We start from the raw sequence: 14,827 nt of genomic DNA on the forward strand, positions 1-14,827 counted from the left end.
AACAGGACCGCAGCGAACCGGCCCGCAGAGATCATCCGTCGGGCGCGACACGTCACGCGCCTTCAAGCCGACCCTTTTCCTTGATGCGCCAGACCCGCGGCGTTTCGCCGGTATATTTGAGAAAAAAACGCGAGAAATAGGCCGGATCGGCAAAGCCGAGCCGAAACCCGATCTCCTGGACGCTGCCAAGTGTGAAAACGAGCTGGCGTTTCGCCTCTTCGATGAGTTTGCCGGCGAGCAATTCATGGGGGGTGTTGCCGGTCATCGACCGGACGATACGGGTAAGATGCGTCGGCGAAACTCCAAGCTCCCTGGCGTAGAAGGACGCGGGCTTGTGCGATCGGAAATGGCGTTGAATGAGCTCGTTCAGCATTTCCAGCCGCCGCTCGTTCTCGTCGGGCGGGAGCTCGTGCATGTTTCCTTGATGGGAAATCCTCGCAGTCAGCCTGAGCACCAAGCCGACATAGGCCGCCAACACCTCGTTGCGGCCGCTGCGCCGGTTTTCGAATTCGTCGCCCAGCCGCCTCAACGTCTGCATCACATAGGCTGCCTCGGCATCCTCAGGATCGAGTAGCGTCAGATGCGGTGTCGCCAGCCATTCGCCGAGCTGGCTTCGCTCGCCAAGCGGATGGCTGAGATGGGATCTCAATAGGGTGATCACCAAGCCGTCGATGTCGCGTGAAAAACGAAAGCCGTGATTGAGCCCAGGCGGGACCGTGATGACTGCCGGCGGCCGGATGGCATGGCTCTTTTCGCCGAAGATCGCATCGCCGGAACCGCCTTCGATGTACAATATCTGAAAGAAGCTTTCGTGGCGGTGCGGGCGAATTTCCCATTGATGCAGGCTGCTGCGGGAGCGAATTGTTTCGCAATGCAACCAAAAATCCGGCCCTCGCCCGGTATTTTCGCCGTAAAGTTCGTAGGTCGGAACATGTTTGCTCATGGGGCTCCTCCCGCACCAATGTTCGAGTAGTGCAATTTTTAGGCGGAGATGTCCATTGCTGCGGCGAGAGCGGCACGGCAGAATCTGGCAAAACGCAAAAGTGCAGGGAGGAAGCATTTGCGAACCCAGGTCACCATCATCGGTTCGGGACCGTCCGGCCTGCTGCTCGGTCAGCTTCTCGCGGAAGCCGGTATCGACAATGTCGTTCTCGATCGTGTGAACAAGGAATACATCCTTGGGCGGGTTCGCGCCGGTGTTCTGGAGGAAGGCACCGTCGGGCTGCTGGACCAGGCCAAAGCGGGTGCGCGGCTGCATGCCGAGGGCCTGCCGCATGACGGTTTCTCACTGGCCTTCGACGGACGTGACCATCGTATCGACCTGCACGAATTGACCGGCGGCAGGCGTGTCACCGTTTACGGACAGACCGAAGTGACGCGCGATCTCATGGAGCGGCGCGAAGCGAGCGGCTCCCTATCGATCTACGATGCCGTCAATGTCACGCCGCATGACTTCGACGGCCATTCTCCTTTCGTCACCTACACCAAGGACGGCGCAACACAACGCATCGATTGCGATTTCATCGCCGGCTGCGACGGCTTTCACGGCGTCAGCCGCAAGGCCATCCCAGAAAAGGCGATCAGGAGTTTCGAGAAGGTCTACCCTTTCGGCTGGCTGGGCGTCCTGGCCGATGTGGCGCCGGTGAGCCATGAACTGATCTACGCCAACCATCCCACGGGCTTTGCGCTCTGTTCGATGCGCTCGGCCACGCGCAGCCGCTACTATATCCAATGCGCGCTCGACGAGAAGATCGAGGACTGGAGCGACGATCGCTTCTGGGACGAGTTGCGAAGACGACTGCCGACCCATCACGCCGAGGCACTGGTGACCGCGCCGTCCTTCGAGAAATCCATCGCCCCATTGCGCTCCTTCGTCGCCGAACCGATGCGCTTCGGCCGGCTTTTCCTCGTCGGCGACGCCGCCCATATCGTACCGCCGACCGGCGCCAAGGGGTTGAACCTTGCCGCCAGCGACGTCCACTACCTTTTCTCCGGGCTGATCGAGCATTACCGCGAACGCTCGAATAGCGGCATCGACGCGTATTCGCAGAAGGCGCTCGCCCGGGTGTGGAAGGCCGTACGGTTTTCCTGGTGGATGACGACGATGATGCACCGTTTTCCCGATACCGGTGATTTCGAACAGAAGATCCAGGAGGCGGAGCTCGACTATCTCACCCATTCCCGCGCCGCCTCGACGGTGCTCGCGGAAAACTATGTGGGATTGCCATTCTGACGGGGAGATTGGCGATGGATGCAAGCCACGTTGAACACGGAGCTGGCCGTCCATTGTTTCCGCTCCCGTTCATAACCGTGTGAACATGAATTCCGGGATTTATTTCATTTTACATCACCATTTCGCATGACAAGCTAACGCTCAATTTTGAGAGGTTGGCGGATACGGCGCGGGAGTGCGCCCAAAAGGGAGAGAGAGAATGAAGAAGCTGTTTCTGGCCGCCGTTGCGGCCATCGCCATAGGCACGAGCGCCTATGCCGAGACCATCAAGGTCGGCGTCATCGGCCCGTTCTCCGGTCCGTTCGCGCTGCAGGGCAAGAACTTCAAGGCCGGCATCGACGCCTATATGGCGGTCAACGGCAACAAGGTCGGCAGCGACACGGTCGAAATCGTCTATCGCGACGTACCGCAGGCCGATCCCGCCCAATCCAAGGCGCTGGCGCAGGAACTGATCGTCAAGGAGAAGGTCCAATATCTCACAGGCTTCTATTTCACGCCCGATGCCATGGCAGTGACGCCGATCCTGAAGCAGGGCAACGTGCCGATGGTCATCATGAACGCCGCCACCTCGGCGATCGTCACCAAGAGCCCGCTCGTCGTCCGCACCTCCTTCACCACCTGGCAGACCTCGACGCCGATCGCCAAGGTCGCCTTCGACGCCGGCGTCAAAAAGGTGATTTCGGTCGTCAGCGATTACGGCCCCGGTATCGACGCCGAGAATGCCTTCAAGGCGGGGTTCGAAAAGGCCGGCGGTCAGGTGGTCGAGGCAATCCGCATGCCGCTTGCGACCAACGACTTCAGCCCGATCATGCAGCGCATCAAGGATTCCGGCGCGCAGGGCGTCTTCGCCTTCCTGCCATCGGGGCCGACGACACTCGGCTTCGTCAAGGCGTACAACGACAATGGCCTGAAGGCCGCCGGCATCAAGTTCTTCGCGCCGGGCGATCTGACGCAGGAATCCGACTTGCCGGCGCTGGGCGATGCCGCGCTCGGCATTCAGACGACCTTCCACTACGCGGTGTCGCACGACTCTCCTGAGAACAAGGCTTTCGTCGAGGCGGCTGCCAAAGCGATCGGCAACAAGGCCGAACTCTCCTTCCCCGCGGTCAGCGCCTATGACGGCATGTATGTGATCTACAAGATGATCGAGGCGACGGGCGGCAAGCAGGATGCCGAGAAGGCCGTCGATGCGGTCAAGGGTCTTGCCTGGGTAAGCCCACGCGGCCCGGTTTCGATCGATCCGGAAAGCCGTCACATCACGCAGAACATCTATCTGCGCGAAGTCGTCAAAGCCGATGACGGGACCTATATCAACAAGGAAGTCCAGACCTTCGAGAAACAGGGCGATCCAGGCCTGGCGGCGGCCAAGTAACCGACGCCATCCTGATTTGCGACGGGTTTGGCGATTGCCGGGCAGGCTTCCGATCTCCGGAACGGTCAAGGCGCGCCAAGCCCGTCGCATCGAAGCAAGGTAGTTCCATGCAGACAGTCTTCAGCATAGCCGTCGATGCCTTTGCCTACGGCATGGTGCTCTTCGTGATATCGATTGGCCTTTCCGTCACCATGGGGCTGATGCGTGTCGTCAACCTCGCTCACGGCGCCTTCGCGATGATCGGGGGCTATATCGCCTCCTATGTCGCCCGCGACCTCGGCCTTGGTTATGCCGTGGCGGTCCTCGCCGCCGTTGTGATCACCATCATCGTCGCAATCCCGGTCGAGCGTTTCCTCTACCGCCGGATCTATGGCGCGCCCGAGCTGACCCAGGTGCTGATGACGATCGGCCTCACTTTCTGCATCATCGGCATCGCAAACTACCTGATGGGGCCGACGCTGAAGACCATACCGCTGCCCGCTGCGTTGCAAGGATCGGCCGATCTCGGCTTCCGCACCATTCCCGTTCAACGGCTCTTTGTCATCCTCTGTGGCCTGGCCGTTGCACTCGCCCTCTGGTTTGCGATCGACAGGACGAGCTTCGGCGTCAAGCTGCGCGCCTCCGTCGATGATGCGGCGATGGCTGCAGCACTCGGCGTGCGCACCGAGATCATCTATGCGGTGAGCTTTGCCGTTGCCGTCGGGCTTGCCGCGTTCGGCGGCGTGGTCGGCGCCGAACTCCTGCCGGTCGAACCCTATTACGCGCTGCGCTACATGGTCACCTTCCTGGTCGTCGTCTCCGTCGGCGGCGCGGGTTCCATTCCGGGCGCGCTGATCGCCTGCCTGTTGCTCGGCGCGATCGATACGACCGGGCGGTATCTGATGCCTGAATTCGGCGAATTCTTCTTCTATCTCGCCGTGATCGCGATCATCTGCGTCTTCCCGCGCGGCCTTGCCGGAAGGGCGAAATGAGATGGCACTTGTGATCAACAACGAAAACGGACGTCTCCAGCATCGGCGCGGCACCATGGGCCGGGATCTCGCCGGAATAGCGGTCATGGCAGTCTTTGCCGCGATCGGCTATTTCGCCTTCCCCGATAATCTCGCCCTTCTGACCCGGATGATCACGATCGCGCTGCTCGTCCTGTCGCTCGATCTCGTGACCGGTTATTGCGGCGTCGCAACGCTCGGCCATGCAGCACTTTTCGGCTCCGGCGCCTATGCCGCCGGGATCCTGTCGGCACATTACGGCATCAATGATCCACTGCTGATGATGTTGGCCGGCATAACAGGCGGCGCGGTTGCCGGGCTCTTCTGCGGCGCAATCATCCTGCGTGCGCATGGCTTGCCGCAGCTCGTGCTGTCAATTGCGCTCATCAACCTCTTCCATGAATTCGCCAACAAGGCGTCGTCATGGACAGGCGGCAGCGATGGGCTTTCCGGCATCGCGCCGGATCCGGTCTTCGGCCTCTTCGAATTCGACCTCTACGGACATACCGCCTTCTTCTTCGGAATGGCGCTGCTGCTGATCGTCTTCGTGCTGCTGCGGTTCCTGGTCCGCTCACCCTTCGGCATGCTCTGCCGCGCCATCAAGCAGGACCCGCTGCGCGTTCGCGCCATGGGCGCTTCGCCTAAGGCCGCTCTCATCAGGATGTATGGAATCTCGGGCGCGGTTGCCGGTGTCGGCGGCGCCTTGAATGCGATCTCGACACAGGTCGTCGGCCTGGACAGCCTGTCTTTCACCCAATCTGCCGAAGCGCTTGTCATGCTGGTGCTCGGCGGCACCGGTTCTCTCTTCGGCGCGCTCTCCGGCACTGTCATCTTCATGCTCTTTGAAGATTATGTCTCGGCCGCCAATCCCTTTCATTGGCTGACGATGGTCGGCGCGCTGCTGATCGCCGTCGTGCTCTTTGCGCCGAAAGGCCTCTATGGCACAGCCGCGGCCTTCATTGGACGTCGCACGGAGCAACGCTCATGAGCCCCGTCTTCGAAGTCGCCAATCTCAGGAAAGCCTTCGGCGGCCTTGCCGTCACCAACGATGTATCGCTCGCAATGTCGCCAGGCGATCGCATCGCATTGATCGGCCCGAACGGCGCCGGCAAGACCACCTTCGTCAACCTCGTGACCGGCAATCTGTCGCCCGATTCCGGCGAGGTTCGCCTCGGCGGCGAAAGGGTGACGAAAGTCGATGCGATCGGCAGGGTCAAGCGCGGCCTTGTCCGCTCCTTTCAGGTGACACGGCTTTTCCAGGAGATGACGCCAGCCGAGCATGTGGGGCTTGCCGTCCTCCAACGCGACGGAAAGACCGGCCATATGTTCGGAAATTTCCTGCGTATGCCTGACGTCATGGCGGAAGTCGACGATCTCTTGGGAAAGCTCGGATTGGCTTTGCTGATGCATCGAAAGGTCAGCGAGATCGCCTATGGCCAGCAGCGGCTTCTCGAGATCGCCGTGGCACTGGCGCTGAGACCGAAGGTGCTGCTGCTCGACGAGCCGGCCGCCGGCGTGCCGCAGAGCGATACCGGCCGCATCGAGCAGGCGCTTGCCGATCTGCCCGCCGATCTCGCCGTGCTGATGATTGAACACGACATGGACCTCGTCTTCCGTTTTGCAAAACGCGTCATCGTGCTTGCATCAGGCGCAATCATCTTCGACGGCCTGCCTGAAGACGTCACCAAGGATGCGCGCGTGCGCGAGGCCTATCTCGGGAGCTATGCCAATGCCAGCCATATCGCTTGAGGTCGAAAATCTGTCGGCGGGATATGGGCCGACGAGAGTGCTCGAAGGCATTTCTCTCTCCGTGCCGGCGGGCGCACGGCTGGCCGTGCTCGGCCGCAACGGCATGGGCAAGACCACGTTCTTGGCAACGCTTGCCGGCCAGACCAAGCGCTACGAGGGCAGCATCCGCCTCGGCGGTTCGGATGTCACCACGGCAGCCAGCGCGACACGGGCGCATAAGGGCCTGGGATATGTGCCGCAGACGCGCTGCGTCTTCCCGACGCTGACGGTCGAAGAGAACCTTTTCGTCGGCTTGAAGACGCGGCCGAGGACGGCGCTGGAGGAAGCCTATGCCATGTTCCCGCGTCTGAAGGAGCGCCGCCGCAACCTCGGCAGCCAACTCTCGGGCGGCGAGCAGCAGATGCTCTCGACGGCCCGCACCATTCTCGGCCGCCCCTCCGTCCTGTTGCTCGACGAACCGCTGGAGGGCCTCGCCCCCGTTATCTGCGAGGAATTGATGGCTGCCTTTGCCGAACTCGCCAAGACGGGAGACATGACGATCCTCCTGGTCGAACAGCGTATCCAGAGCGCGCTCGATTTCGCCGATCAGGTCGTCATTCTCGAACGAGGGCGACTGGCCTGGGCGGGAACGCCGGAGCGCCTCACCAGCGATCACGAGGCTGTCGAGAGCCTGCTCGGGGTCGGCGGCCTGCATTGACGCACGGCCGGAGCGGCCGATCAATCCCTCGTCCTGTCTTCACCGTTGCGCCGGACAGACAGAGGAATTCATCCAGTATATCGTCATTATGACGTCATCGTTGGCCTGCCACTATTATACTGCCTGGAACGTCTTGTGCCGGCGAAAATGGTAATCGTCTGAAGAGGCGGGAAATGCTCTGATCGACAAGGCAGCAGCAGCGCGAGACAGGCGTAAAAGCTTGGATCATAGGCAGAATCTGCGTCGATTGTGCCTTTTTTACTTGGAAGCTGGAGCAATAGCCGGTTGATTTATCCGATGCTTCATCGATTTCTGTTGTCAACACACTCGATAAAGTTGCACACTGGAACAGCAGATCAAACGGGGGGATAGAAATGGCAAACCACAAGCCGGTCGCAGGTGACGTGTACCAGCCTATTTTCAACATCGACAACCCGATCGACGGCAACATCCTGGACAACACCAGTTCCACCGATGCCGATGGAGATCGGGTGCGCCTCAACTTCGTGAATGGACAGCGAATTCCGCAACCGGCCGATCCGGATGGACCCGCCACGACGACGACAATCGAGGGAAAATACGGCACGCTGACCGTCTATTCCAACGGCAACTACACGTACGAACTCGATCACTCCAACCCGATCGTGGCCGCGCTCGGCCCAGGAGATCAACTCGCCGACCAGTTCAATTTCAAGATCTCGGATGGCAAAGGCGCCACCGACTTCGGCCTGCTCAATATCGCGGTCGACCTGCCGGAACGCGGCGACGTCTTCGTTAACTTCGAGGATGTCGGCAAACACGACTTCCCTACAGGCTATAAAGGTTTCGATTGGGGCGCCTGGTACGATGGTGACGACGCGACTGTGCGGGAGGAAGCGGATGGCAACCACTATCTGGGAGGAGGCGTGTTCTGGACACCCATCCAAGCCGCCGATGGCGGTGACTTTCAGATCGAGCAATTCAGTGTCGCAAACGGCACATCGGACTATGACAACGTTCTAACGATCGAAGGCAAGTTGAACGGCGATACCGTATTCTTGGTCACGGTCAACGTCACCGCCGACAGCATTCATGACCCGCAAATGATCGATCTCAGCGCCTACGGCCCGATCGACTACCTCATACTCGACACCGAACCCGTGATCACCGAAACGAGCGGCCCGGATTATTATGGTGCGCAATACGACAACTTCCATTTCATCGTTTGACGGATGGGGAAAAAGGCATCGTATCGCCGACATCTTTGCATCTTCGCCAAGCGCTCTCTGCTGTCGTTATTTGATACCAATATCTTGCGATAGCTGACCGAGTTGCGTCTTGCTAGCATAGGATCGTGCGAGGAGGCACGGTTATGCTGGGATGGAGGAATTGATGCAGCCAGTCGGGATCAGGTTAGCGGCGGTCATGTTCTCGCTTGCCGTATGGGCTATTATTATCGCTGTCGCATCCCATTTTTGGGCGACGAAGATGCCTGTATTGCTTTTGACGCTTTACAGATAGGTCTGTCCTCGGCGTTGGCGGCTGCAGACCAGGGGCAACTGGTTTTCCCCTCGCCGCGACATCTGGCGCTGCTACCAACGTGCTACCACGGCCTTCGGAACCGGCTCAAAATCGAGCCGCATAAATCGCTATTTCTGCAATAAGGAGATGGTAGCGGAGGAGGGATTTGAACCCCCGACACAAGGATTATGATTCCTCTGCTCTGACCTACTGAGCTACTCCGCCACTGGTCAACGATACCCGCTCGCGAAGCGATGCCGGTTCGTGGGATGAGCGGCTTATAAGGTGCGCTTCGGCTTTGTGTCAAGCGCATGATCGAGAAAAACGGTGGGCTTTATAGGGCGCCGTTTCCTCTGGCTTTCAGGCGGCGACGGGGCCGGCCAAAAGGGCCTTCAGCGAAGCTTCCGCCGACGGTTCGCGCTCGGAGCGCTCGATGAAGCCGCCGCCGAAGACGCGGGCGTTGTCGCCGGGGGCGGAATAAAGCGCGCAGGCCTGGCCGGGCGCGATGCCTGCCTCGCCGACCGTCAGGTCGACATAGGTGCCGGTCGCATCGACATGCAGCACGGCAGGTGCCGGCGCCCTCGTCGAGCGGACTTTGGCGTAGCAGGCAAAGCCGTCGCCGGAAGCGGCTTCCGCAAGCGTCTCGTCGCCCAGCCAGTTGACATCGCGCAGGTAAACGCGGTGCGTTTCCAGAGCCTCTTTCGGCCCGACGATGACGCGGCGCGAACGGGCGTCGAGAAAGACGACATAGAGCGGCTCGCCGGTGGCGATGCCGATGCCGCGGCGCTGACCGATGGTGAAATGCAGGATACCCTCATGGGTCCCGAGCACGCGGCCATCGAGATGGACGATCTCACCGGCCAGCGCCGCATTCGGCTTCAGCTTGGTGATGATGTCGGAATATTTGCCCTGCGGCACGAAGCAGATGTCCTGGCTGTCGGCCTTCTTGGCGACGACGAGGCCCATTTCTTCGGCAAGCCTGCGGGTCTCGGCCTTCGGCAGGCCGCCCAAGGGAAAGCGCAGATAGTCGATCTGTTCCTGCGTCGTGGCGAAGAGGAAATAGCTCTGGTCGCGGTCGGCATCGGCCGGGCGGAACAGCGCGCGGCGGCCGGGATTCTCGGGCGAAGGGTTAGGGCCCGAGCGGATATAGTGGCCGGTCGCCAGCGCATCGGCGCCGAGCTCCTTGGCCGTCGCCAGCAGATCGGCGAATTTGACGGTCTGGTTGCAGGACACGCAGGGGATCGGCGTTTCGCCCGCCACATAGCTTTCGGCGAAGGGATTGATCACCGTCTCGCGAAAACGCTTCTCGTAATCGAGCACATAATGCGGGATGCCGAGCGTTTCGCAGACGCGGCGCGCATCGTCGATATCCTGGCCGGCGCAGCAGGAGCCGGCGCGGTGAACGGCGGCGCCATGATCGTAAAGCTGCAGTGTGATGCCGAGCACATCGTAACCCTGCTGTTTGAGAAGGCCGGCGACGACGGATGAATCGACGCCGCCCGACATGGCGACGACGACACGGGTCTCTTCCGGCTTCTTATCAAAATCCAGTGTGTTCAACGATGATGCCAATTCTGCTTGGGTCACGATCCGCCCTTGCGCTGCAATTGCGGCGGATTTGCTGATCTCCGGCGGGATCGGCCGCCGTCTCTCGATGAGGGACCGATATAGAAAGGATTGTCCCTGGACGCAAGGGGCGGGCCTTCGGACCCCCGATAGTTTCGAATTCGCGTGGAAAAGAAGGCGCAGCCGAAACCGCGCCTCGGAAGCGGGGGGTGCGGCTCAGGTGCCGATCAGCTTGTTGCAGGCGAATGCGATACCCGGATTGACGATGATGGCAGTCACGAGCGCCAGTCCGATCATCGAGAATGAATAGCGTTTCATATACATCCTCCTTCCAGCCCACGAGAATTATGCCGGTTCGGCCGCCGTTCTCAAAATAACGAATGCTTGATGGTCTCAAGCGGCATGCCTGCTCCTCGGACGGCTGAACCCAGCTCCCGCGCAAGCACCGCCGTTTGTCACCCGCATGAGGAAGCGGCCTTCAGCGCGTGGCCGTGGATCAGCACCTCTGCCTCGTGCTGCGGCATCGGCCGGCCAAGCAGATAGCCCTGCACCTCGCGGAAACCTTCGTCGCGCAGCTTCTGCAACTGCTCTTCGGTCTCGATCCCCTCGGCCAGCGTCGTTGCGTTGAAACCGGAACCGATACCGACGACGGCGCGCACGATGGCAAGATTGCCGGCATCCGTCTCGATGCCTGAAACGAAGCTGCGATCGAGTTTGATCTTGTCGAAGGGGAAAGCCCTGAGATAGCTCAGCGACGAATAACCCGTACCGAAATCGTCGATGGCGATGCGGATCCCAAGCTCCTTCAGTGCCCGCAGCAGCGGCAGGCTTTGATCGGCATCCGTCAGGAAGACGGATTCGGTAATTTCGATTTCAAGCCGGTCGGCATTCAGCCCCGTTTCGTTGAGCGCCGCGACTACGGTCGAAAGCAGGCTCGCATGCCGGAACTGGCTGACGGAGAGATTGACGGCGATCCTCAGATGGGCGGGCCACCCGGCGGCGGCACGACAGGCTTCCCGGATCACCCAGTCGCCGATCGGTACGATGAGGCCGGTCTCCTCGGCGAGCGGAATGAAATCCATCGGCGCCACCAGGCCGCGCTTGGGATGGCGCCAGCGGATCAGCGCCTCGAAGCCGGCGATGCCGTCATTGTCTAGCTGCACGATCGGCTGGTAATGCAGCTCGAACTGGCGCTTCTCCAGCGCCTCCCACAGCTCTGCGGTCATCACATGCCGCCGCTCGGCGGCAAGCCGCATCTCCGTCTCGTAAAAGCGATAGGTCGAGCGCCCACTCTCCTTGGCGGCATAGAGCGCCAGATCCGCATGGCGCATCAGCACATCCGCGTCGCCGGCATGATCCGGCGCCAAGGCGATGCCGATGCTGCAGGTGGCATGCTCCCGGGCGCCGTCGAGATCGAAGGCATGGCTAAGCGTCTGCAGCAACCGCTGTGCAAAACGCCCGACCCGCTCAGGCTCGCCGAGTTCGAGCACGATGGCGAACTCATCGCCGCCGAGACGGGCGACGAGATCGCCCTCCTCCGCCAATTGCAGCAGACGCTCCGACACCTGGCAAAGCAGAGCGTCGCCGGCGGCATGCCCCTTGCTGTCGTTGATATGCTTGAAATGATCGATGTCGATATAGAGCAGCGCGATCGGGCTCTCTGTGGTCGCTTCGGCCACGCGCTTATCGATATGTTCAGAAAATGCTGCCCGGTTCGGTAAGCCGGTCAGGGCATCATGCATAGCAAGATGGGCAAGCTTTGCCTCGATGGCACGCTCCTCCGTGACATCCTGCGAAATGCCAAGCAGATAGCGCGGCGCATGGCCCTCCGGCGCCGGCAGGACGCGCTTGACGGTGCGCAGGATGCGTTGCGCTACGTCGGGACGCAGCATCGTCTCTTCGAAGCTGATCGTCCTCTTGGCTTCGAAGGCCCGGCGATCCTGCTCACGGAAAGCGTCTGTCTGGCCGGCGGCAAACAGCGCCCGGTCGGTTCGGCCGGCCACATCCTGCGCCTTCATGCCAACGATGTCGCCGCAGGCCTCGTTGAAGAGAATGTAAAGCCCGTCCGCTTCCATGTCCTTGACGAAGACCCCGACCGGCAGATTGTCGACAATGCTGTCGAGAAGCGAGCGTGCATCGCTCATCTGGCGCCTGGCGGCGTTGACCTCGGTGCGGTCCTGCACGATTGCCAGGATCGCCGCCCGTCCCTCGAAACGCACTTCACGGCCATAGGTCAGCACCTCGAAGGTCTCGCCGTTCGCCTTGAGATGAAGCCAGCGCTCCGCCTTTTCCATGTCGGTACGGCCGTTGACGGCCTCGATCATCCGTTCCCGCTCATGCTGGGGGCGGATATCCAGAACCGTCATGCGCCGGTATTCGTCCGCGCCATAGCCGTAAAGGGCTACCGCCGCTTCGTTGACGCTGAGAAACCGCAGCGATACCGGATCATAGACCCACATCGGGGATGGGTGCGTTGCAAACAATGACCGGAAGTCATCGTTCAGTGCCTCGATCTGCTCGGTCTTCTGCAAAGGGGCCATGGAAATTCACGCGCGGTTGATGCCGATGCCAGGGTATACTGAGAAAAGTTAAATAAAATCAGAATCATACTCGGCCTAAACTTTAGGCTTCCGCCTGTGAAACGAGCAAACGGCGCTCTGCCTCATCTTCAATAAAATAATTTGGATACCCCGGAACAATTGCGTCGATCGTGCGTTCCGGGTCATCGATGTCGCATTGCTGAGGAGGGTTTCATGGGCAGGTTCGGCACGACGACGGATTACAGCAGGATCAGGCATTGGATCGAGGCGCGTGGCGGCCGTCCCGCCCGTATCAAGAACGCACCGGATAGCGAAACCGTTCGCGTCGATTTTTCCTCTGAAACGCAGGAAGAGATTTCCTGGGACGAATTCTACGAGGGTCTGGACGGCAGCCGGCTTGCCTTCCTTCACCGCACGAAGGCTGAAGACAATATCGCCCGTTTCGGCAAGATCGTCCGCCGAAAACGCCGGCCGCACTGAGATCCATTCGATTCCGACACAACAAAAACCCGGCGCCGTTTCCCGCGCCGGGTTTTTGTTGTCATTCTTGCCGGATCGAGATCCCGAGGAGGAAACTCAGTCGATGTTGAAAGTGAGCAGCTTTGCCTGGCGGATCGCCTGATGGGCCGTCAGCTGCGCAAGCACGGCGTCGTCAACCTCGCCGTCGACATAGAGCAGCGCAATGGCGTCGCCGCCCTGCTTGTCACGACCGAGCTGGAAGTTGGCGATGTTGACGCCGGCCGCTCCGAGCGTCGTGCCAATGAAGCCGATCATGCCTGGGACGTCGGTATTGGTGATATAGATCATGTGCGAGCCGACATCGGCATCGAGGTTGATGCCCTTGATCTGGATGAAGCGCGGCTTGCCATCCGAAAACACCGTGCCGGCGACCGAGCGCGTCATGCTTTCGGTCGTCACCGTCAGCTTGATGTAACCGTCGAATACACCCGTCTTGTCGCGCTTGACCTCGGACAGCACGACACCCTTTTCCTTGACCATGATCGGCGCCGAAACCATGTTGACGTCGGCGACCTGCGGCCGGATGAGGCCGGCGAGCACGGCACTCGTCAGCGCCCGCGTGTTCATGTTGGCGGTGATGCCGTCATAAAGGATTTCGATTTCCTTGATCGGCTCTTCGGTGACCTGGCCGACAAAGGCGCCGAGAACGTCGGCAAGGCGGATGAAGGGCTTCAGGATCGGCGCTTCCTCAGCCGTGATCGACGGCATGTTGATGGCGTTGGAGACCGCACCATTGACGAGGTAATCGGCCATCTGTTCGGCCACCTGCAGAGCGACGTTCTCCTGCGCTTCGGTCGTTGAGGCGCCGAGATGCGGCGTGCAGACGACGTTCGGCAGGCCGAAGAGCGGACTTTCCTTGGCGGGCTCGACCTCGAACACGTCGAAGGCGGCACCCGCGACATGGCCCGACTTGATCGCTTCGGCAAGCGCTGCCTCATCGACCAGGCCGCCGCGGGCGCAGTTGATGATGCGCACGCCGGGCTTGGTCTTTGCCAGTGCTTCCTTGTTGAGGATGCCGCGCGTCTTGTCGGTCATCGGCACATGCAGCGTGATGAAATCGGCGCGGGCGAAAAGCTCTTCCAGCTCGACCTTGGTGACGCCCATCTCCTCGGCGCGCTCCTTGGAAAGGAACGGGTCGTAGGCGACGACGTGCATCTTCAGGCCGATGGCGCGCGCGCAGACGATCGAGCCGATATTGCCGGCGCCGATGACGCCGAGCGTCTTGCCGGTGATCTCGACACCCATGAACTTCGACTTCTCCCACTTGCCGGCCTGCGTCGAGGTATCGGCGGCCGGAAGCTGGCGGGCGACGGCGAACATCAGCGCAATCGCGTGTTCGGCTGTCGTGATCGAGTTGCCGAAGGGCGTGTTCATGACGATGATGCCGCGCCGCGAGGCGGCCGGGATATCGACATTGTCGACGCCGATACCGGCGCGGCCGACCACCTTGAGGTTCTTCGCCCCTTCGATGATCTTTTCCGTCACCTTGGTGGCAGAGCGGATAGCCAGGCCATCATACTTGCCGATGACTTCGAGCAGGCGGTCCTTGTCCTTGCCGAGCTGCGGTTCGAAATCGACTTCGACGCCGCGGTCGCGAAAGATCTGGACGGCGGTTTCCGACAATTCGTCGGATACGAGAACGCGAGGTGCCATGAGGGCCTC

At 60.9% G+C, this 14,827-nt stretch carries 12 protein-coding genes and 1 tRNA gene; 8 read left to right on the forward strand and 5 right to left on the reverse strand.

Annotation, left to right across the window (positions count from 1 at the left end):
• Positions 1–52 precede the first annotated feature (52 nt).
• The gene (locus tag NE851_RS28955) at positions 53–943 is read right to left on the reverse strand and encodes a helix-turn-helix domain-containing protein (RefSeq protein WP_127430765.1); all 891 of its coding nucleotides are present in this window, start codon (positions 941–943) and stop codon (positions 53–55) included.
• Between the two features lie 117 nt (positions 944–1,060).
• Here NE851_RS28955 and pobA point away from each other — a divergent pair, with 117 nt between their 5' ends.
• From pobA to NE851_RS28990, 7 genes are all read left to right on the forward strand, one after another.
• Complete coding sequence (gene pobA / locus NE851_RS28960; RefSeq protein ID WP_063475370.1) at positions 1,061–2,233, forward strand: 4-hydroxybenzoate 3-monooxygenase; 1,173 nt, start codon at positions 1,061–1,063, stop codon at positions 2,231–2,233.
• 199 nt (positions 2,234–2,432) lie between these two features.
• Positions 2,433–3,605 (forward strand): ABC transporter substrate-binding protein, encoded by a 1,173-nt coding sequence (locus NE851_RS28965; RefSeq protein ID WP_063475369.1) that lies wholly within the window; start codon positions 2,433–2,435, stop codon positions 3,603–3,605.
• Between the two features lie 107 nt (positions 3,606–3,712).
• Complete coding sequence (locus NE851_RS28970) at positions 3,713–4,576, forward strand: branched-chain amino acid ABC transporter permease (RefSeq protein WP_127430764.1); 864 nt, start codon at positions 3,713–3,715, stop codon at positions 4,574–4,576.
• Between the two features lies 1 nt (position 4,577).
• A complete protein-coding gene (locus NE851_RS28975) occupies positions 4,578–5,582 on the forward strand; it encodes a branched-chain amino acid ABC transporter permease (RefSeq protein ID WP_127430763.1) in 1,005 nt (334 codons plus the stop codon).
• Positions 5,579–6,343 (forward strand): ABC transporter ATP-binding protein, encoded by a 765-nt coding sequence (locus NE851_RS28980; RefSeq protein WP_047616555.1) that lies wholly within the window; start codon positions 5,579–5,581, stop codon positions 6,341–6,343. The genes NE851_RS28975 and NE851_RS28980 overlap by 4 nt, the downstream gene beginning before the upstream one ends.
• Positions 6,324–7,040, forward strand: coding sequence for an ABC transporter ATP-binding protein (locus NE851_RS28985; RefSeq protein ID WP_097595158.1), 717 nt, complete (start codon positions 6,324–6,326; stop codon positions 7,038–7,040). Before NE851_RS28980 ends, NE851_RS28985 begins: the two co-directional genes overlap by 20 nt.
• A 374-nt stretch (positions 7,041–7,414) precedes the next feature.
• Complete coding sequence (locus tag NE851_RS28990) at positions 7,415–8,248, forward strand: cadherin-like domain-containing protein (RefSeq protein WP_047616551.1); 834 nt, start codon at positions 7,415–7,417, stop codon at positions 8,246–8,248.
• 440 nt (positions 8,249–8,688) lie between these two features.
• Here NE851_RS28990 and NE851_RS28995 read toward each other — a convergent pair.
• The 3 genes from NE851_RS28995 to NE851_RS29005 form a co-directional block, all read right to left on the reverse strand.
• Positions 8,689–8,765: transfer RNA gene (locus NE851_RS28995), tRNA-Met, on the reverse strand.
• A 135-nt stretch (positions 8,766–8,900) separates the two neighbouring features.
• Positions 8,901–10,100 carry a tRNA 2-thiouridine(34) synthase MnmA gene (gene mnmA / locus NE851_RS29000; RefSeq protein WP_063475365.1) on the reverse strand — a complete coding sequence of 400 codons (1,200 nt, stop codon included), beginning with the start codon at positions 10,098–10,100 and terminating at the stop codon, positions 8,901–8,903.
• 461 nt (positions 10,101–10,561) lie between these two features.
• Entirely contained in the window at positions 10,562–12,646 is a 2,085-nt protein-coding gene (locus NE851_RS29005) for a putative bifunctional diguanylate cyclase/phosphodiesterase (protein ID WP_254959513.1), read from the reverse strand.
• Between the two features lie 213 nt (positions 12,647–12,859).
• On the opposite strand from NE851_RS29005, the gene NE851_RS29010 reads away from it, so the two are divergent.
• A complete protein-coding gene (locus NE851_RS29010; RefSeq protein WP_168332515.1) occupies positions 12,860–13,126 on the forward strand; it encodes a hypothetical protein in 267 nt (88 codons plus the stop codon).
• A gap of 96 nt (positions 13,127–13,222) precedes the next feature.
• Here the strand turns inward: NE851_RS29010 and serA are convergent, their stop codons facing one another.
• Positions 13,223–14,818 carry a phosphoglycerate dehydrogenase gene (serA, locus tag NE851_RS29015; RefSeq protein WP_047616765.1) on the reverse strand — a complete coding sequence of 532 codons (1,596 nt, stop codon included), beginning with the start codon at positions 14,816–14,818 and terminating at the stop codon, positions 13,223–13,225.
• Positions 14,819–14,827 lie beyond the last annotated feature (9 nt).

The organism is Rhizobium anhuiense bv. trifolii (genome assembly GCF_024346605.1).
Classification (GTDB): Bacteria; Pseudomonadota; Alphaproteobacteria; order Rhizobiales; family Rhizobiaceae; genus Rhizobium; species Rhizobium anhuiense.